We start from the raw sequence: 19,303 nt of genomic DNA, 5'->3' as shown, positions 1-19,303 counted from the left end.
CCCATCCCGGCCGTGCCGGTGGACCACAGAGGAAGGTAGACGGGCATGCGTGTCCTCACCCGACCGGCGGCTGCCCTGGCGCTCGTCACCGCGAGCGCCCTGGCGACCCTGAGCCTCCCCGCCCCGCCCGCCTCGGCCGATTCGATCCGGGACGACTCCTGGCACGTCAAGGAGCTGGAACTGGCCGAGCTGCACAAGATCACCCAGGGCGAGGGGGTGGTGGTGGCGGTGATCGACAGCGGAGTGGACGCGACCCACCCGGATCTGAAGGACAATGTGCTGCCCGGCGTCGACCTCTACGACCGCGACGGCAAGGGCGATGTCGACCGACGTGACCACGGCACGGGCGTGGCGTCGCTGATCGCCGGCCACGGGCACGGCCCGGACAACCGGGACGGTGTGCTCGGGGTCGCGCCGAAAGCCAAAATCCTGCCGGTGACGGTGCAGAACGATGAGGTCCGGGCGATTTCCCCGGAGGCGATCGCCACCGGCATCGACTGGGCCATCGACCACGGCGCGGACATCATCAACGTGTCCCTGGGCGGCAGCTTCAACACCGAGCTGAACCGGGCGGTGGAGCGGGCGTACCAGCAGGACATCGTCGTGGTGGCCTCCGTCGGTAACCGCAGTGACCTCGTCATCGGTCACCCGGCCCGGCATGAGCTGGCCGTGGCCGTCAACGGCACCGACCGCAAGGGCGCGATCAGCAAGCTTGCCGCGCTGCAAGCCGACGAGGTGAACATCGCCGCACCGGGAGAAGACATCGTCCGTGCCGCTTCCGGCGGCGGCTACGACTCCTCGGTCGGCAACAGCTATTCCGCCCCGCTCGTCTCGGGCAGCCTGGCTCTGATCAAGGCCAGGTACCCGGACCTGAACGCGCAGCAGTTGGTCCAGCGCCTGCTGGAAACCACCCGGGACGCGGGCGACCCCGGCCACGACCGGCAGTACGGATGGGGGGTGCTCAACCTGCGCCAGGCCCTGACCGGCGAACCGGACGGCCGCACCGCCCCCACGTCAAGCGCCAGCGCCGCTCCGACAGCCAGCGAACTCGACCCGTGGTTGGCCGAGCCGCGTGACCGCGAGAACGGCATCCTGATCGTGGTCTGGGCCGCCATCATCGTGGTGTTCCTGCTCCTCGTCGGCGGCATCGTGCTGCTGCTGCGCCGCCGAGCCCGCCAGCGCCGAGCCCAGCCCGCCGACGACACCCCCTCGCTGGCCGCCGCATCCGCAGGCGGCCCCGGCCAGCCCGCCGACGCCCCCGACGACACGGCATGGCGCCGCCCGCCCAACTAACCGGTGTAGCGGCGCAACTTCGGCGAAACGGCGGTATCAGGCGGCCAGTAAGGCAGCAACCTCGCCGAAACTGCGCGGAACATCCAGGCCGGGTCAGGCCAGCGGGTGTCGGTCGACCTTCAAGGCGTAAAGGAAGGCGGTCCAGGTACCAGCGTCGAAGGCAAGCGCCGGACCACTGCGGTCCTTCGAATCGCGTACGCCCACCGCGCCGCCGGCAAACCGCACCTCGACACAGTTGGCATTGCTGGAGCTGCGGGACGACTTGAACCAGTCCCGGTCGGGGGTGGGGAGTTGAGCGGTCACGTCATCTCCTTGGCGATCCGGCGGATCAGATCCAGTGATTCCGCCGAGCCTAACGCCAGCTCCCGGGTCTCGGCGAAGGTGACCACGTAGTCGGTGACCCGCACCGACTGGTCGATGATGTCGATCGAGGTGAGGATCTCCTGCCAGACCAGGTCCGGCAGCCGGGGCGACGGGAAGGACAGAATCTCGAACGGGCCGCCGAAGGCGGGATGCGCGCCGACGGTGAACGGCAACACCCGGACCTCGAACTGCTCGGGCCGCTCGGTGGCGAGCGCGACGAGATGGTCGAGTTGGGCGCGCATCACCGCCGGACCGCCGACCTGCTGGCGGAGGGCACCCTCGCTCAGGATGGCGCTGATCCGCAGCGGATGCGGGCCGTCGAGCCGGGCCTGCCGCGCCATCCGGACCGCCACCCGCCGGTCCACTTCGGTGAGTCGAATCGTGGTGGTGCCGCCACGAATCACCGCGCGGGCATAGTCCTCGGTCTGCAACAGGCCGTGGATCGCCTCCGGGTGGAAGCTGCGGATCTGCTCGGCACCGGCCTCGTAGCCGAGGAAGCGGAGGAACTCGGCCGGGAAGAGCTGCGCGTACTCGTGCCACCAGCCACGGCGGGCGGCACCGGCCCGGAGCGCCTCCAACTCGGCCGCCTCCTCCGGCTCCAGCTCGTACGCCGCCACGATCTGTTCCAGCCGCCGGGCCGGCAGCTTGACTCGACCGGCCTCCACCCCGGAGACGTACGCCTGGATGATGCCGATCGCCCGACCCGCCGCCGCCGCGGTGAAACCTACTTCCTCGCGGCGCTGACGCAGCCGAAGCCCCAGCTCCCACGCCTGCACCACGGGCGACGACTCCAGTCGAGAGAGCGTCTTCGATTCGCCTGTCGCGCCGTTGGCTGAGGCCATGTCTCCTCCTTGGACGAAGTTCCTACACAATCAGTATTCTCTGCGACACCCTTGATATCAACCTCCACGGCATGCATTCTTCGAGTGAACGCAGAAATGGGTGTCGCGAGGAGGCAGTCGTGAATGACCGGGGTCGGTGGGTGTATCAAGAGGAGCAGGTGCCGTACGCGTTCTCGCTGTCCCGCGTCCTCGACGCCGGCACCTCGGAGCAGTCGTACGACCTGCTCGGGGTTGTCCGGGTCAGCGTGGACCGTCGACGGCCGGAGAAGCTGTCCAACGCCCTACGTCCTTGGGCCCTGGCCACGCTGACCAACGGCGGGTACGGCTTCGGCCGCTTCTACGCGTCGTACTCCACGTTGGACGAGGACGGCGAGCCGTACAAGAACATCGTCGACGAGTACATCGACTGGTCCGGCAGCGAGGTCCTCACCCCGCGACAGTCGTAGCCCTCGGCCCGGTGATCGACGGTCTGGGTGCATCTGTTGTCGTTCCCACGACAACAGATGCACCCAGAGGCGGTCGCCGGCACCGCAGCGAACGGAACACCGGAGGCCCACCTGGTGGCGTCCGGGCAGGGCCGCGAGGGGATCACACGGTCTGCATCGGCTGGGATATCGTCGGTCCAACCCTCATCGCCGTTCAGAGCCCGGAGCCATGACGCGCACCCTTCTCGTCGTCGCCGACCAGCCCTGGGCCACTGCGTTCAGCGGGGACGCAGCGGCGCTGCCCACGGTCGCCGACACCGATGTTCCGGTGGCGAGGGGATGTTGACCATGAGGGGCCGATCAGGGAGGGGCGGGCGGTGACGCAGCCGGGTGCGGCACGGCCGGGCGAGCCGGGTTGGCAGCATCACCCGGGCGCGACGGCACCACCGCCGCAACGAGAGCCGCAGCAGCAGGTCGATCCGGCGGCAGCGGTGCTCGGCGGGGTCGGGCCGGGACATAGTTGGGCTGCGCAGCGCGGGCAGGGGCGGGCCAGCGTCGGCGGCACCTACGCCAGCCAGACCAGCGGCGGCAGCACGCCCACCGGTCAGGCCGGCACCGGTTACACCGGCCAGGCCGGCGGCGGGAGCACGTACACCGGCCAGGCCGCCAGCGCCACGCACACCGGTCAGGCCGGCGGCGGGAGCACGCACGCCAGCGCCACGCACACCGGTCACGCCGGCGGCGGCACGTACGGCAGCCGGGCCAGCGGCGGGAACGCGTACGCCGGTCGGGTGGTGGCGGGAGGCGCGAGCGTGCCGGGCGCGCGGACGGCGGCTGGGGCGGGCACGATGCCGGCCCGGCCGGTGACGCCGGAGCCGGCGGCGGGGATGGCACAGCCTTCGGCGGGGGCGGGACTGCCTTCGGCGGGGGCGGGACAGCCTTCGGCGGGGGCAGCGGAGGCTGCGGCGGAGGGCGGTGGCCCGACTCCGGTGGTACGCGCGCATCGGCGGCAGCTCAAGGTGGCCGGCATCCATGTTGCGCAGTTCGTGGCCTGGCAGGCCGGGGTGGCTGCGGTGCTGGCCGCGACGCCGCACGGCGTGCCGCTGACCGTGGCGGTGGCCGTCGCCGTGTTGCTGCTGCTCACCCCGACGATGGTGCGCCGCCGAGGGCGGTGGCTCTACGAGTGGTTGGCGGTCTGGTGGGGTTACCGGGGGCGACGCCGACACCTGGCCGCCACCGGGCCGGCACGCGCCACCGGGCCGGCACGCGCCACCGGGCCGGCACGCGCCACCGGGCCGGCGGGTGCGGTCGGGCCGGCGGGTGCGGTCGGGCCGTTGGGTGTCGTTGGCGTCGACCATGTCGATGCGGCGTGGCAGTTGTTGACCCATCTCGAGGGCAGCGTCGAGCTGGACCAGGTCGAGATCGACGACCAGCCGGCGGTGCTGCTGACCCACCGGGGCGGGCTGAGCGCGGTGCTGGAGGTCGACCCGACCGAGGGTGCGCTGTTGATGGGGGCGGCGCAGGACCTGCCGTCGCCGATGTCGCTGCTGCCCGCGGCCGACCCGAAGACTCCGCCGGTGGCGGTGCAGGTGCTGATCCAGGTCACCCCGGCACCCCGGGTCGGTGCGGCGGCGGTGGACCGGGCGTACCGCGAATTGACCGGCGGCAGCGTGCCGGCCAGCCGGCAGGCGTGGGTGGTGCTCCAGGCACCGCGTACCCCTGATTTTCATGCCGACCGGGATCTGCGGCCGGCGCTCACCGCGGCGATCCGGCGGACCCGGCGTCAGCTACGCCACGACCGGGTGTCGGCCCGGCTGCTCAACCGCGACGAGGTGCTGGCCGCGGTCGCCACCCTGACCCACCTCAGCGGCGCTGCGCCGGGCGGGGACCGGCCGTTGGTCCGGGAGAGCTGGCGGAACTGGTCGGCGCAGGGCACTCCGCAGAGCTGCCATCGGCTGCTCGACTGGCCGGACCGGGCATTCGAGGTGGATGCACTGCTGCGTGGCCTGCCGGCGGCGGCCGGCGTGGTGTCGATCGCGGTGGCCCGGCAGTCCGGCCGGCCCGGCGACGACGAGGCCGTGCTGGAGGTGGCGTTCCGGCTGATCGGCGCGGACGCCGCCGCGCTGGCCACCGCCGACCGGGCGCTGGCCGAGGCGATCCGGGGTCACGGCGGTCGGTTGCAACGACTCGACGGCGAGCACGCCCACGGCGTGGCCGCCACCCTCCCGTTCGGAGGCTTCCTGCGGTGAACAGCGTCGCCTTTCCCGGCAGCCGGATCGGGCTGCACGTCGCAGACGGCAGCACCGTCGCCGGGCTGCGCCTGGCCGCCGGTGGCGGCGGGCTGGTGGTCGGCCGCAACCGCCAGCAGGAGCCGGTCGGCCTGCGCATCTTCCGCGCCGAGCCGACCCGGCTGATGCTGACCGGCGGGGTACGCGCGGCGGAGCTGCTCGCCTTCCGGGCGCTGGCGCTCGGTGCCCGGCTGTTCATCCAGACCGCCCGGGAGCAGGAGTGGGACGCCTTTCTGCGGCGCTGCGTCATCGGCCGGGAGATTGCCTCGTTCCTGCCGCCCGGGGTGGCGCCCCCGGTGCCGGCCACCCCGACCGAGCCGCAGCTCGTGGTGGTCGACACCGGTCCGGTGACCGGGCCGGACACCAACCTGGCCGCGCCGTGGCGGGCCACCCTGGTGGTCCGGGACGACCTGGCCGGCTGGGACGTCGAGGTGCTGGTCCGCAGCGACATCGTCGTGCTCCAGCGGCTCACCGAAGCCGAGGCCGGCACGGCGGCGAACGCGCTCGGGCTGGTGAGTGTGCAGAGCTGGTTCACCCAGCTGCACCCGGAGATGGTCGGCCTGATCACCAAGGGCAAGGTGCAGTGGGTGATGCTCAGCATGACCGGCACCGAGCGTCAGCTGATCGGACCGGTGGCCCGGGGCGGCTGAGGCAGGGTTGCGACGTTCGCCGGATTTGTGTCTCTTTTGGTGGCTAACATCCTGGAAAGTCGCTTCGCCGCCTGGAGGCAGCCCCGATGAACGACAGCTCAGCGACCATCTACCGGGTACGCGCCGAACAAGTGACCTGGCGTACCGCCGGTGACGAGGCCGTCCTGCTGGACACGAGGCAGTCCGTCTACTTCGCGCTCGGGCGGTCGGGTGCGCTGCTCTGGCCGTACCTGGTGGACGGTGCCACCGCCGACGAGCTGGCCCGGGCGCTTGTCGAGCGCGCCCCGGTGGACCGGGAGCAGGCCGCCGCCGACGTGCGGCGGTTCCTGGCCGAGCTGGAAGCCGCCGAACTGGTCGACCGGAGCTGACCAGAGCCGCCAGGAGAGCCAGGCGGCACGTCAGGAGGGCAGGAGAGCCAGGCGGCACGTCAGGACGGAGCCGCCAGGAGAGCCATGATGATGCCGGTCAGGAGAGCCAGGCGGCGGGGGTGGGGTGGCGGATCAGCTCGACCATGCCCTCCCGCTCGGCGTCGGTCTCCCCGTCGAGCCAGGCGTGGGCGCGGAAGCCGATGCTCGGTGCGGTCACCCCGATGACGATGGTGCGGCGGTCCTGCCGGGCCGCGTACCAGCGCTGCCGGACCAGCGCACCCTCCAGGCAGTTGCCGTGGCGCAGGGTGCGCAGCATGACCGTCGGGTCCGCGCCGGGTGGCGGCGCCGACAGGCGTACGGCGGGGATGCCGCCCCGGGCGAGCTGACGCCGGACCCGGCGGCGGGCGCGGAGCGTCCAGAGTGCCAGGCGTACGCCGGCCAGCCCGTCCGTGCGGGCCAGCCGGATCAGCCCGGCCCCGAGGCGTACGACTGCTCCGCCGCGCCGGGCAAGCCGGGTGCGTACCGATCTCGCACTGCTCACCACCGGTTACTCCACATACTCCGTCCCACCAGTAACAAAACGGATACTATGCGCATAAGGCACCGAACCGCGCTAGCAGCACGAAAGGTAACTTTTATGAGTAGAACTTCTGAGAAGGCTCCTGCTGCCAAGGGCGGGTACGAGCCGCCTCAACTCCGCCGGCTGGGCACCCTCGCCGAGCTGACCAAGGGCGGCGAGGGGAACCCGGTGGACGGCCTCGGCGGTGCCGGATTCTCATGATCGATCGCGCTGTGGTCCCGGCCGTCAGGTGATCGCGGCACGGCAAGCCAGCCGGCGCTTCGGGCGTCGACCGGTCTTCACCAACCTCGACCTCGACGTGTCGCAGGGCACCCGGCTCCTGCTGGCCGGCGGCAACGGATCGGGCAAGACCACCCTGCTGCGCTGCCTGGCCGGGACGTTGGCGCTGACGGCCGGACGGATCTCGGTGGCCGGTGAACCAGTCGGTTCACCGGCCGCCCGCCGGCTGGTCGGCCTCTGCCTCGCACCCGAGCAGGGCCTCTATGGCCGGCTCTCCGCTCGGGACAACCTGCGGTTGATCGCTCGGCTGCGGCTGCCCGGCCGGTCCGTGGAACCGGCGGTGGCCGGCGTGATCGAGGAGTTCGGCATCGCGGCGTACGCCGATCGGCCGGCGGAGAAGTGCTCGGCCGGCATGCGGTCCCGGGTGACGATCGCCCGTGCCCTGCTCGGCGATCCGGCGGTCCTGCTGCTCGACGAGCCGGCCCGGTCGCTTGACGAGTCGGCCCGCGCGATGTTGTGGGCGGCGCTGGACCGGCGCCGCAACCTGGCTTGTGTCATCGCCTCCCATCACCCAGAGGACCGGAACCGGTGCGATTGGACGCTCACCCTCGGGCAATGACGCAGGTCGCGGGCGGGCTTCGCCGCGCGGCGAAGGTGGCCGGGCGGCCTGCGGTGGGCATCGGGCCGGCGTTGACCGCCCTGATCCGCCGGGACCTGCGGGCCGAGCCGCTGCTGCGGGTCTCGGTGCTGCTGGACTTCGCCTTCGCCGCCGTCAACCTGGCGATCTTTCTCTTCGTCTCCCGCTTCCTGACCAGTCCGGGTGACGGTGCCGTGGGGGCGTCCCACAGCTACTTCGACTACGTGGCGGCGGGCATCACCTTCATGCTGGTCATCCAGGCGGCCACCACGCAGCTCACCATGCGGGTCGCGGCCGAACAGCGGGCCGGCACATTGGAGTTGCTGGCCGCCCAACCGGTGTCACCGGGTGCGCTGGCGGTCGGTGTCTGCGGATACCCGTTCCTGCTCGCCGCCGGCCGCGCCGCGATCTACCTCGCCGTGCTCGGTCCGCTGCTCGGCCTCCGGACCGGGCACGCCGACTGGATCGGCGTGGCGGTCCTGCTGGTGGCGGGATGTACGGCCATGGCCGGCATCGGCATCCTGCTCATGGCGGTGACGATCGTGGCCGGGCACGGCGACGCTGCCGCCCGGGCGATCGTCGTCGCCCTCACGTTCCTCTCCGGCACGTACTTCCCCGTCGACACGCTCGGCCCGGTGCAGCCGCTGGCCGCAGCGCTGCCCAGCCGGATCGCGCTCGATGGTCTGCGCGCCGCGCTCGCCGGGACGACCTGGGCCGGTTCCGCGCTCGCCCTGCTCGGCATCGCCGCGGTGCTGCTGCCGCTGTCGATCTGGATGTTCGCCCGGGCGCTGCGGCTGGCCGCGAAACGAGGAGTCCTGACCCGTGACTGAGCTGTCCACGCTGCCCGTTTCCCGGCCCACCCGGCTGGACATCGCCTGCGGCATGGTGCTGGGACAGGCCGCCGCGCCGCCGCCGGGGACCACCGACCGGCCGTTGGCCGCTGCGCCGCTGGCCGCGCTGGAACGGGCAGTGCTGCCCGCGCTGGCCCGCCCGCCCTGCGTGGTGAGTTTCTCCGGCGGGCTCGACTCCTCGCTCGTGCTCGCGGTCGCCGTACGGGTCGCCCGCCGCGAGGGGCTTCCCCTGCCGGTCCCGGTGACCTGGCGGTTCACCGAGGCACCGAGGGCCGAGGAGTCCGGCTGGCAGGACGAGGTGATCGGGGCGCTCGGTCTCACCGGCCCGTGGCACCAGCTTCCGGCCGGCGACGATCTCGACGTCGTCGGGCCGGTGGCCGGACGACTGCTGCGCCGGTACGGCGTGCTGCATCCGGCCAACCTGCACCTGCACCTGCCGATCATCGAGTTGGCGGCCGGTGGTTCCCTGCTCACCGGGGCCGGCGGTGATCAGGTGCTGGCCGGTTGGCGGCGTCCCGCCCGTACCGTCCGGAGCCGGCTGCGGCGGGCCCTGAACCCGGCCGTACGGGCGGTGCTGCCACCGGGCCGACGCCGGGCGTCCAGAGCCTTTCCCTGGCTACGGCCCGAGGTGGCTATGGACTGCTACCGGTCGTACGCGGCGGAGGTCCGCGCCGAGCCGGACCGCCTGGACCATCGGCTCCGCTGGCACCTGGGCCGTCGCGACATCAAGATGACCTGCGCGAGTCTGGCGGCAGTGGCCGCCGACCATCGGGTGTCGGTGGTCAACCCGCTGCTCGACAGCGGCTTCCTGGCCGCGCTGGTGGCCGTGGCCGGGAACCACCGCAATCCCACCCGGCAACAGTTGCTCGCCCGGATCGCCGGGGCAGAGCTGCCCACGGCGGTGACCGCGCCTCGACGCAAGGCGATCTTCCTGGAGGTCTTCCTGCGCCGGCACTCCCGGAACTTCCTCGCCGACTGGGACGGCACGGGGGTGGACGACGAACTGGTGGATCCCGACGCGCTGCGACGGGCCTGGTCGACGTGGCCGATCGGCCCGGGCAGCATCGCCCTGCTCCAGCACCTCTGGTGGGTGCGGGCTACCGGCTGACCCCGCCCGAGGGGGCACCCTCGTCGGCGTCCCGGACGGCGCGCAGCTCGCGTACCGCCCGGGGCAGGCCGGCGGCGTGCCGGCCCAGCCGACCGGCGTACGCCAGCAGCAGGCCCAGCCGGCCGCGCCGGGCCAGCGGACTGAAGTGCCGCATCGAGGCCGGCGACGGCAGCAGCCGCAGCCGGACGTGCCGCAGCCGGGCGCTGGTGGTGGGCAGCTCGCTCAGCCGGGCCAGCGATTTCGCGGTCGCGGTGCAACGGTGTGCGTGCAGCCATTGGCCCGGCGAGTAGACCTCGGGCAGGCCACCCAGTTCGGTGGCGAGGAGCTGGCCGCGTTCGGTGGTGCGCAGGCCCAGGACGAACCCTCCCTCGGCGGCGCAGCGACGCGCGAGCGCCGCGGCGGCCCGCCAGTCGTCGATCGGAAAGACCACCAGGGCACGGCTCAGGTCGGTGACCGGATGGTCGGCCTTTCCGGGGCAGGCCGCGTGCAGGGCGGTCAGCAGGGCGGTGCAGACCGGATCCGGAACGAGCACCCGACCGCCGGCCATCGGCAGTTCCACCGCGCCGGACCGGACCGCCTGCCAGAACAGTTCCGCGTCGCCCACCCCGGCGAAGCCCCGGTGCAGGTCGACCACCAGCGGGACGGGTCCGGGCACGAACCACGGTCGTTCGTGGAACAACTGGTCGTCGTCGCGGGCACCGGCGACCACAGGTCGGTATCCCGCCCCGGTCAGCACCTGCTGCGCGGCCTTGAAGGCGGCCGGCGCGACGAGCAGATCCACGTCGAGGTAGCGACGTTCGACACCCAGCCGCCGGGCCAGGCCGGCCCCCTTGAGCAGTACCGCGTCGATGCCGTGGGCGCGGAGCAGCGCGCAGGTCGCGACGGCGGCGTCGTCCAGCGCCAGGCAGCGGGCCGCGTCGGCGAGCGTGGTCACGACGGCACCCCCGCTGTGGCCGGTGCGGTCAACGCCAGGTCGAGCAGTCGGCGGGTCCCGGCCGTCGCCGACCAGTCTTGCGGCCGGACCAGGTCCCAGGCCGGCAGCGCGGCCAGGGCGAGCAGCGCGGCCGGATCCGACGGCAGGCCCGGCCAGGTGCGGAGCGCGGCCAGCCGGGTCAGCAGGTCGGGGGCGTCGACCGGGAGCGCCGCCGGCTCGTCGCCCCAGCGCAGGAAGAACCAACCGCCGACGGGAAGCCGGTCGGGGGCGGGCGGCAGCGCGACGCGGAGCCGGGTCGCGTACCGGGCCGGGACCGTGGCGAGATCGAGCCCGGGGACCGGCTCCCGCAGGTCGAGGCAGCGCGGCCCGGCGAAGGCGTACCGCCCGTCGGTGACCAGCACGTCGTCGGCGAGCACCGGCACGCCGTCGGCCGCCAGCATCGCGAGCAGGCTGCTCTTGCCTGCGGTACGCGCACCGAGCACCGCCCAGGCCCGACCGCCGCTGACGAAGGCTCCCGAGTGGAACGTCTCCCGCCCGGCCCACCGGTTGACGACGGTGGCCACGGCTGCGAGATACGGATGGGCGAGCAGGTCCGGCTCGGGTGCCGGACCGTGGAAGATCGCCGTCGGGCCGTCCCGGACCAGACTCATCCGGCGACCGTCGGCCAGGATCCGGACGCACCGGTCCTGATCCGGGTCGACCGGCTGCGGTGGCGGCCCGATGGGGTCGTACCGGATGGTCACGGTCGGCCGCCCGTCCGGCGGTCCGGGCCGGCGGTCCGGCCGGCGGCAGTTCGGCGACGTGGTCGAGCCCGCGCACCCGCAGCCCGTAGGCGTACCGGTCGGTGTCGGTGTTCGGCATCGGTGGCTCCCGGAGGCACGCCTCGCGGGCGGCACCGGCCGGTGCCGCCCGCGAGGGTTGGTGTGGTCAGTGGCTCTCGTTGCGTTGCCGGTCAAGCGAGCCGCGATCGACCGCGCTACCGCGATCGGCCGTGCCCGCCCTGGTTCCTTCCTTGGCCTGGCCCGAGCCGACCTTGGCCTTGCCCTTGGCCGACTCGGACTTGGTTTCCGCCTTGGCCTTGCCGGACTTCGGCAGGACCATGTCGCGCGGCACCACGCCGACGTCACCGTTCGCCTGCGTCCGGTTGAAACGCTTCGCCGCGACGGTCGGAATGACGGGCGGGTCGATGCCCAGGGCCAGAATGTCCCAGCCACCCCAGAACGAGCCGGCAGACTGAACGCTGAAGGTCAGCGAGAAGTTGAGCGACGCACCCTGTGCCAGACCACCGAGCGGCAGCGGCAGCGTCGCCTCGGTGTAGAAACCGCCGCCGGGCGGGTCCTCGGCCGGGAAGTCCATCGTCAGGTTGTTGACCGTGACGCTCCGCCCGTCGCTGAGCGTGATCGTGGTGGTCGGCAGCGGCGGGTTGCGCCACCGCAGGTCGGCGAAGGGCGGCGTCGGGGACGTCCCGGCCGGTGGCGGCGGCCCGTTCAGTTGGCTCAGCGTGCTGATCCGCAACTTGATCTGGGTGGCCGCCGTGCTGGCCCGGTTGGTAAGCGTCCGACGGATGATCAACTGCCCGCGGCTGATCGGCGTGGGTGCGACGAACTCCCGGTTGGGCCAGGCGTTGACGGGCACACCCTGGTCCAGGCGCGTGGTCTGGAGCAGGGTATTCACCACCCGGGGACCGAGCGAGTTCCGGGGTGACGGCGCACCGAGCGCCGACGGAACGCCGCCCTGGATGCCGCCGGTGGTGGTGATGAACCGGAAGTCCGCCTGGGTGTTGCCGGTGTCCACCGGCCGACCGGCGCTCCACAGCCGGCCGAAGATGTTGCGGACCACCGGCGGGAAGGCGAAGGCCGGCAGCGGGGCGCCCCGGTAGAAGCCGGGGGTGGAACCGGCGGCGTCACCGATGGTGCCGGTGCCGGGGGTGGCGGTGTCCGGGAAGCGGACCCGCAGCCCACCGACCGTGCCGAGCGAGCAGACCGGGCCGACCACGACGGTGCAGTCCGTGCCCGCCGCCGGGTCCGCCGGCAACGACAGGTCCGGCGCGGCGAGGGTCCCGTACGAGTAGTCCGCGGCCGCGACCAGGAAGGTCTGGCCGGGCTCGACCGGCAGCCGGGTGGGCGGGATGGTGACGACCGTGCCGTCCGACGCCTCGATCCGGATGCCGGACACCGGCATCGGGATCACCGTGTTGTTGTAGATCGAGACGTACTGGTCAAGCGGTCCGGCAATGCCGGACTGGGTGAACTGGGTGATCAAAGCCTGCCCGGCCACCCCGGTCCCCTGCACGGCCACGAAGTTCGAGCTGACCACCGCGTTCGTGTTCGTGGAGTCGTACCGCACCTGGAACTGGTTCGTCCCGAACTGCGGTACCCGGGCGGTGAAGTTGGCCCGATTGAACGCCACCGGGAAGGTGCCGATCAGCGTGGTGATCCCGCCGGTGTTGCTGTTGAAGAGACTGACGGTGCCCTGTGCCTCGCCGGGCCCGATGTTGACCGTGAAAGTGACTTCGTCGGCGAAGTTGACCGACGAGTCGTCGACGCTCAGGTTGACGACGCTGGCCGCCTGGATCACGATCCGGATCTGGAGCACGTCGCTCGCCCCGAACGCGTCGGTCACCCGGATGTCGGCGCCATAGGTGCCGGCCACGGTCGGCGTGCCGGCGAGGAATCCGTTGACCGCGTTGAGGGTGATGCCGGGCGGCAGGAACCCGGAGGGCACCGACCAGGTGAACGGCGCGGTGCCGCCAAGCACGGTGAGCCGTTGCGAGTAGGGCGCGCCCACCTCGCCGAGCGCCAGGCTCGGCACCACGATCGCCGGCCGGGCGTTGATGGTCAGGACGGTCAGCAGGCTCCCCTCCCGACCGGCGGTGTCCACCACCCGGAAGATCACCGGATAGTCACCGGCGGTGGTGGGTACGCCGACGACGGCACCGTTGAGCGGGTTCAGCGCCAGGCCGGGCGGTAGGTCACCGGTGATCGGGCTCGGCGCGATGGACCAGGTGAAGGGCGGCACGCCGTTGACGACCGTGACGGTGCCCGCGTACGCGGCATTGACGGTGCCCTCCGGGCCGACGTACGTGATGCTCGGCGAGACCTCCGTGGTGATCGCCACCGACCGGGCCGACGGGGTGCCGGTGCCGAGCGCGGTGCGGGCCGCCACCGTGAAGGTGTAGGTGGTCGCCGAAATCAGGCCGGTCACCGTCGCCGTGGTCACCGGCGGCACCACCTGGGCGGGCTGCGCCGTCCCGTTGATGTACGGGGTGATCACGAAGTTCGTGATCGGCGAGCCACCGTCGTCGGTGGGCCGGATCCAGCTCAGGGTGGCCGTCGTGATGGCCCCGCTGACCGCGATGATGGTCGGGGCGGTGGGCAGGGCCATCGGCACGGCGGCGTTCGAGTGCGGGCTGGCCGGCCCGGTGCCGACGTCGTTGACGGCGGCCACGGTGAACGTCCACTTACCGCTGGCCGGGGAGATCTTCACCGGGCGGCTGGTCTGCGACGCGTCGAACTTGGCCGGCTCCTGCGCCTTGCCGTTGCGGAACGGCGTCACCACGTACCCGGTGATCCTGCTGCCGTTCTCGGCGGGTTTGCGCCAGGTGACGGCGGCGAGGTCGCCGCGTTTGCCGGCCGTCGGCCGCTTCGGCGCGGCCGGCTTCTTGGCGGCCTTCGGGCGGACCGGATCGGCGGCGTTCGCCGAGCCGGTGGCCGCCGGCTTGACGGGGCGGGCGGAGGCCGCCGGTTGGGCATCCCCGGGGGAACGCGCGGACGCGGGGGTGTAGACCATTGCCGACGCGATCAGCGTTATGGCAAGCGCTGATCCCGCCAGCGTCCGAAAACGACGCGACGTTGACATACGACTCCTACCTCTGATGCAGAAAGTGCCCACTTCGCAAGGAGGGTCGATCGCCGCTCTTGACAGCGTTGTCGCTGGTGGTGACACCCCCCGGACCCAACCATTTCCACTGGTCACGGAAATGGCGAGCCCCAGTCGCATTTAAGGGATTGATTAGGTTGCCATCCCTCTATAGCACGCGACGAACCGACCGGACAGCCGCTTTAATCGACTCCGACAACCCTCAACAAGAGCCGATATCACGAGCCCGTTGTCGGCTCGCGGAAAACGAGCCGAGCCGAAAATGGTTACTGTCGAAAGGTCGACGTTCCATTCCGACGATCGGCCTGGGGCGAGCCGGCCCGACGCCGCCGAGACAGGTGATCGGGCAGGCCAGCGGGGTGAGGTAGACCACGACCGTTCGCCGCTTTGGTACATCTGGTGGCTGCCGCCAGGACACCGGGGCCGCTTATCCTCCGACGGTCTACCCCCTCGGAGGCCGCGCACATGCAGCGAAGAAGAAGTATCCGACTACTCACAGTTCCGGGCGTACTGGTCACCGCCACCGCGTTGACCCTGTCCGGTGGCACCGCGGCGTTCGCCGACCCGGTGCCGGCGACACCGTTCATCAGTGAGATCCACTATGACAACGCCGGGACGGACGTCGGCGAGGCGATCGAGATCGAGGCGCCGGTCGGCTTCGACCTGACCGGCTGGCAGATCGTCCTCTACAACGGCGGCAACGGTGCGGCGTACGGCACCCGGACGCTTACCGGCACGGTGCCGGAAGCCGGTGTGGTCGTCGAGAACTACCCGGTCAACGGCATCCAGAACGGCGACCCGGACGGCGTCGCGCTGGTCTCCCCGACCAACTCGGTGACCGAGTTCATCACCTACGGCGGCACCTTCACCGCGGTCGGTGGCCCGGCCAACGGGGTCACCGGCACCGACATCGGGGTCAAGCAGTCCAGCAGCACCCCGATCGGGCACTCGCTCCAGAAGATCGGCGGCAGCTGGCGTCCGCCGGCCCCGAACAGCTTCGGCGTACGCAACACCGCGCCCGACCCCGACCCCGATCCGGACCCGGAGCTGGGCTGCACGGTCGCCGTCGACCACAGCATCGCCGAGGTCCAGGGCACCGGTGCCGCGACTCCGGTGGCGGGTACCCGGGTGACCGTCGAGGGCATCGTCACCGCCGACCACCGCACCGGTGGCTACAACGGCGTCTACGTGCAGACCGCGGGCAGCGGCGGAGACCGCCCGGTCGCCGCCGGCACCGCCTCCGACGGCATCTTCGTCTACCTGACCACCAACACCGCCAACCACCCGTCTGTCGGGATCGGCGACAAGGTCCGGGTCAGCGGTACGGCGAACGAGTTCAACGGGCTCACCCAGCTCACCATCGCCGCAAAGAGCGACGTGCAGGTCTGCGAGCAGGGCGTACCGCTGCCCGCCCCGGTCCCGGTGGAGTTCCCGCTTACCGAACAGGCCCGCGAGTCGGTCGAGTCGATGCTCGTCGCGCCGGTCGGCGCGTACACCGTCGCCGAGGTCTACAACACCAACCGCTACGGCGAGGTGGCGCTCGCCGCCGGCGACAAGCCGGCGCTGACCCCGACCGACCTGGCCCGTCCCGGTTCGGCCGAGGCGCAGCAGATCGCCGCCGCGAACAAGCTCGGCCGGGTCCTGCTCGACGACGGCAAGACCACCAACCTGGCCACCGCCGGGCTGCTGCCGCCGTACGTCTCCGCGGCCGACCCGCTGCGGGTCGGTGACGCGGTGGAGGCGTTCGGGTCGTCGGTGCTGTCGTACGGCTTCAACGAGTGGCGGCTCCAGCCCACCCGCCCGGTCGACGCGGACACCCCGGCCGCCGGGCGGACCACCTTCAAGTCGACGAACCCGCGTACCGCCGCCCCGGTCAACGTCGGCGGTGACCTGCGGGTGGCCAGCTTCAACGTGCTTAACTACTTCGTCCACTTCGGGGGCGACGCGCGTGGGGCGGCAAACGAGGCCGCGCTTGTCAAGCAGGAGGCGAAGATCGTCTCGGCGATCAGCGCGCTGGACGCCGACGTGGTCGCGCTCCAGGAGATCGAGAACTCGGTCCGGTTCAACGCCGAGGACCCGCACCAGGCGCTCAAGCGGCTGGTCGCCGCCCTGAACACCAAGGACGGCGCGGGCACCTGGGACTACGTGCGCAACCCGGCCGAACTGCCCGCCCCGGCCCAGCAGGACGTCATCACCGGGGCGATCATCTTCAAGCCGGCAAAGGCGCAGCCGAAGGGCGCGTCGCGGTCGGTGAACGACGAGAGCGTCTGGTTCAACGCCCGCGAGCCGATCGCGCAGACCTTCACCACCGGCACCCTCGACTTCGTGGTGGTGACCAACCACTTCAAGTCCAAGAGCGGCGCGGGCAGCGGCGACAACGCCGACTCCGGTGACGGTCAGGGCGGCTGGAACGGCGACCGGGTCCGGCAGGCCACCGCGCTCGCCGCCTTCGTCGACCAGGTGAAGGCCGACAGCGGCACCTCCGACGTGATCCTGCTTGGTGACTTCAACTCGTACACCCAGGAGGACCCGATGCAGGTCCTCTACGGCAAGGACTACCGCAACCTCAACGACACCGGGAAGACCAGCTACGTCTTCAACGGCGAGTCCGGTTCGCTCGACCACGCCCTCGCCTCGCCGTCGCTGGCGTCGCGGGTCACCGGCGTCGACGTGTGGGAGATCAACGCCGTCGAGTCGTACGCCTTCCAGTACGACGGGCTGGCCGCCTTCTACGCGCCGGACCCGTACCGGGCCAGCGACCACAACCCGCTTGTGGTCGGCATCAACACCGGGTCCAGCCCGGTCGACCTGCAACTGCTGAGCATCAACGACTTCCACGGCCGGCTGGAGTCCCCGGCCACCGTGGGCGGTCAGCCGGTCGGCGGTGCCGCCCAGCTCGCCGGCCTGGTCAACCAGTTGCGCGGGCAGAACCCGAACACCGCGTTCGTCTCCGCCGGTGACAACATCGGCGCCTCCACCTTCATCTCGGCGATCGACGACGACAACCCGACGATCGACGCGCTGAACGAGATGGGCCTCGCCGCCTCGGCCGTGGGCAACCACGAGTTCGACAAGGGCATGGCCGACCTGACCGGTCGGGTCACCGACCGGGCGGACTTCCCGCTGCTCGGCGCCAACGTGTACCGGGGTACCGACCGGGCGCTGCCGGCGTACTCGGTGAGCACCGTCGGCGGGATCCGGGTCGGCTTCATCGGCGTGGTCACCGAGCAGACGGCGTCGCTGGTCAGCCCGGACGGCATCGCCGGCCTCACCTTCCGCGACCCGGTCGCCGAGGCCAACACCATCGCCGGCCAGCTCAAGGACGGCGACGAGGGCAACGGCGAGGCCGACGTGGTGGTGCTGCTCACCCACGAGGGCGCCGCCACGGAGAACATCGACACCGCCGAGGAGCTGGCAAACGACCCGGTCTTCGGCAAGTTCACCCGGGCCGACGCCGCCATCGACGCCATCTTCAGCGGACACACCCACCAGCCGTACGCCTTCGAGGTGCCGGTCCCCGGCACCGACAAGCTGCGTCCGGTGGTCCAGGCCGAGGACTACGGCAAGCGGCTCGGCAAGGTCACCCTGACCTACGACCCGGAGTCCGGCTCGGTCACCGACACCGACGCGTCCCTGGTCGACGTGGTGGGCGCGCCGCAGGACCCGGCGGTCGCCGAGATCGTCGCCGCCGCCAAGGTGAAGGCGGAGGAACTCGGCAAGCAGAAGCTCGGTGAGATCACCGGCGACATCCGGCGGGCCTACACCGACGGCAACGAGGACCGGGGCAAGGAGTCGGCGCTCGGCAACTTCATCGCCGACGTTCAGCTCGCCGGCACCGCCGACCCGGGCCGGGGCGGGGCGCAGATCGCGTTCATGAACCCGGGCGGTCTCCGGGCCGACCTGCTGTACCGGACCGACGGCACGGTGACCTACGCCGACGCCTTCGCCGTCCAGCCGTTCGCCAACGACGTGGTCACCAAGACCTACACCGGTGCCCAGATCAAGCAGGTGCTGGAGCAGCAGTGGCAGCCGGCGGGCGCGTCCCGTCCGGTGCTCTGGCTCGGTGTGTCGAAGGGCTTCAGCTACACGTACGACCCGACTGCCGCCCAGGGCTCCCGGATCACCTCGATGAAGCTGAACGGCACGCCGATCGACCCGGCGGGCAGCTACCGGGTCACGGTGAACTCGTTCCTCGCCTCCGGTGGGGACAACTTCACCACCCTCGGCCAGGGCACCGACCGGACCACCACCGGCGACAACGACCTGACCATGCTGGTCAGCTACTTCGCCGCGAACTCGCCGATCACCCCGGACACCACGCCCCGCTCGGCGGTCGGCGACGGTGAGCCGGAGGTGCCGGCGTGGGACGTCGAGGTGCAGGCCAGCACGCGCTGCATCGGCCCCAACGCGTTCCTCACGGTGACCGCCCGCAACGCCGACGAGCTGGCGTTGACCATCGAGCTGGTCACCCCGTACGGCTCGCGTACGGTCGCCGACGTCGCGCCCGGCAAGTCCGCGTACCAGCAGTTCACCACGCGGGCCCGGTCGGTGTCGGCCGGCACGACCACGGTGAAGATCACCGGCACCGTCGACGGTGCCCCGGTGACCGCGCAGGTCGAGGCGGCGTACGCCGCCATCAACTGCGGCTGACCCGCTTCGCGGTGGCGGTGCTCCGGCCGGAGCACCGCCACCGCACCCCTTCGAGTCCACCCTTTGAATTCAGCAACGGAGCATGGATATGAGCACAGCCAGGCGTAGGCGGTTGTTCGCGGTGGTGGCCGCGGGCGTGATGGTGGCCGGTTCGGTGGCGGTGGCGTCGCCGGTGTTGGCGGAGCCGGGGGACAGTGCGGATGTCGAGGTGACCGT

Annotated in this window: 16 protein-coding genes; 10 read left to right on the top strand and 6 right to left on the bottom strand. The window is 71.7% G+C overall.

Translation table 11 applies throughout. The features are described from left to right. Window positions 1–45: 45 nt before the first annotated feature. Window positions 46–1,293, top strand: a complete 1,248-nt coding sequence (gene mycP / locus AC507J_RS30610; RefSeq protein WP_496293737.1) for a type VII secretion-associated serine protease mycosin — start codon at window positions 46–48, stop codon at window positions 1,291–1,293. A 93-nt stretch (window positions 1,294–1,386) separates the two neighbouring features. Here mycP and AC507J_RS30605 read toward each other — a convergent pair whose 3' ends face one another. Both AC507J_RS30605 and AC507J_RS30600 read right to left on the bottom strand, forming a co-directional pair. Further along, complete coding sequence (locus tag AC507J_RS30605; protein WP_496293735.1) at window positions 1,387–1,596, bottom strand: DUF397 domain-containing protein; 210 nt, start codon at window positions 1,594–1,596, stop codon at window positions 1,387–1,389. Next, window positions 1,593–2,498 (bottom strand): DUF5753 domain-containing protein, encoded by a 906-nt coding sequence (locus AC507J_RS30600; RefSeq protein WP_496293733.1) that lies wholly within the window; start codon window positions 2,496–2,498, stop codon window positions 1,593–1,595. The genes AC507J_RS30605 and AC507J_RS30600 overlap by 4 nt, the downstream gene beginning before the upstream one ends. Before the next feature lie 119 nt (window positions 2,499–2,617). Between AC507J_RS30600 and AC507J_RS30595 the strand changes: the two genes are divergently transcribed. From AC507J_RS30595 to AC507J_RS30580, 4 genes are all read left to right on the top strand, one after another. Continuing rightward, on the top strand, window positions 2,618–2,944 hold the full coding sequence (locus tag AC507J_RS30595; RefSeq protein ID WP_496293731.1) for a hypothetical protein: 327 nt from the start codon (window positions 2,618–2,620) through the stop codon (window positions 2,942–2,944). Between the two features lie 356 nt (window positions 2,945–3,300). Continuing rightward, window positions 3,301–5,172 (top strand): type VII secretion protein EccE, encoded by a 1,872-nt coding sequence (eccE, locus tag AC507J_RS30590; protein WP_496293730.1) that lies wholly within the window; start codon window positions 3,301–3,303, stop codon window positions 5,170–5,172. Continuing rightward, entirely contained in the window at window positions 5,169–5,861 is a 693-nt protein-coding gene (locus AC507J_RS30585) for a hypothetical protein (protein ID WP_496293728.1), read from the top strand. Before eccE ends, AC507J_RS30585 begins: the two co-directional genes overlap by 4 nt. A gap of 86 nt (window positions 5,862–5,947) precedes the next feature. Beyond that, window positions 5,948–6,229, top strand: coding sequence for a PqqD family protein (locus tag AC507J_RS30580; RefSeq protein ID WP_496293726.1), 282 nt, complete (start codon window positions 5,948–5,950; stop codon window positions 6,227–6,229). A gap of 97 nt (window positions 6,230–6,326) precedes the next feature. Here the strand turns inward: AC507J_RS30580 and AC507J_RS30575 are convergent, their stop codons facing one another. Continuing rightward, window positions 6,327–6,770, bottom strand: coding sequence for a lasso peptide biosynthesis protein (locus AC507J_RS30575; RefSeq protein ID WP_496293724.1), 444 nt, complete (start codon window positions 6,768–6,770; stop codon window positions 6,327–6,329). A 96-nt stretch (window positions 6,771–6,866) separates the two neighbouring features. On the opposite strand from AC507J_RS30575, the gene AC507J_RS30570 reads away from it, so the two are divergent. Genes AC507J_RS30570 through AC507J_RS30555 form a run of 4 tightly spaced genes read left to right on the top strand, consistent with a single transcriptional unit; the run spans window position 6,867 to window position 9,624 of the window. Beyond that, window positions 6,867–7,010, top strand: coding sequence for a lasso RiPP family leader peptide-containing protein (locus AC507J_RS30570; RefSeq protein ID WP_496293722.1), 144 nt, complete (start codon window positions 6,867–6,869; stop codon window positions 7,008–7,010). Window positions 7,011–7,038: 28 nt separating this feature from the next. Further along, window positions 7,039–7,647 carry an ABC transporter ATP-binding protein gene (locus tag AC507J_RS30565; RefSeq protein WP_496293720.1) on the top strand — a complete coding sequence of 203 codons (609 nt, stop codon included), beginning with the start codon at window positions 7,039–7,041 and terminating at the stop codon, window positions 7,645–7,647. Beyond that, window positions 7,644–8,495: an ABC transporter permease gene (locus AC507J_RS30560; RefSeq protein ID WP_496293718.1), complete on the top strand. Its 852-nt coding sequence runs from the start codon at window positions 7,644–7,646 to the stop codon at window positions 8,493–8,495. Before AC507J_RS30565 ends, AC507J_RS30560 begins: the two co-directional genes overlap by 4 nt. Beyond that, window positions 8,488–9,624 (top strand): asparagine synthase-related protein, encoded by a 1,137-nt coding sequence (locus AC507J_RS30555; RefSeq protein WP_496293716.1) that lies wholly within the window; start codon window positions 8,488–8,490, stop codon window positions 9,622–9,624. The genes AC507J_RS30560 and AC507J_RS30555 overlap by 8 nt, the downstream gene beginning before the upstream one ends. On the opposite strand, the gene AC507J_RS30550 is transcribed toward AC507J_RS30555, so the two are convergent. From AC507J_RS30550 to AC507J_RS30540, 3 genes are all read right to left on the bottom strand, one after another. Then, on the bottom strand, window positions 9,614–10,558 hold the full coding sequence (locus tag AC507J_RS30550; protein WP_496293714.1) for a nucleotidyltransferase family protein: 945 nt from the start codon (window positions 10,556–10,558) through the stop codon (window positions 9,614–9,616). The two genes, AC507J_RS30555 and AC507J_RS30550, sit on opposite strands and share 11 nt — an antisense overlap. Further along, entirely contained in the window at window positions 10,555–11,301 is a 747-nt protein-coding gene (locus AC507J_RS30545; RefSeq protein WP_496293712.1) for a hypothetical protein, read from the bottom strand. Before AC507J_RS30545 ends, AC507J_RS30550 begins: the two co-directional genes overlap by 4 nt. Window positions 11,302–11,485: 184 nt before the next feature. After that, window positions 11,486–14,347, bottom strand: a complete 2,862-nt coding sequence (locus tag AC507J_RS30540; RefSeq protein ID WP_496293710.1) for a fibronectin type III domain-containing protein — start codon at window positions 14,345–14,347, stop codon at window positions 11,486–11,488. 555 nt (window positions 14,348–14,902) lie between these two features. Between AC507J_RS30540 and AC507J_RS30535 the strand changes: the two genes are divergently transcribed. Beyond that, a complete protein-coding gene (locus AC507J_RS30535; RefSeq protein ID WP_496293708.1) occupies window positions 14,903–19,087 on the top strand; it encodes an ExeM/NucH family extracellular endonuclease in 4,185 nt (1,394 codons plus the stop codon). The last annotated feature ends 216 nt before the right edge of the window (window positions 19,088–19,303 follow it).

The organism is Micromonospora sp. PRAS1 (assembly GCF_059553435.1).
The sequence above is the reverse complement of the archived record's forward strand: the minus strand, read 5'-3'. Positions and strand labels throughout refer to the sequence as shown.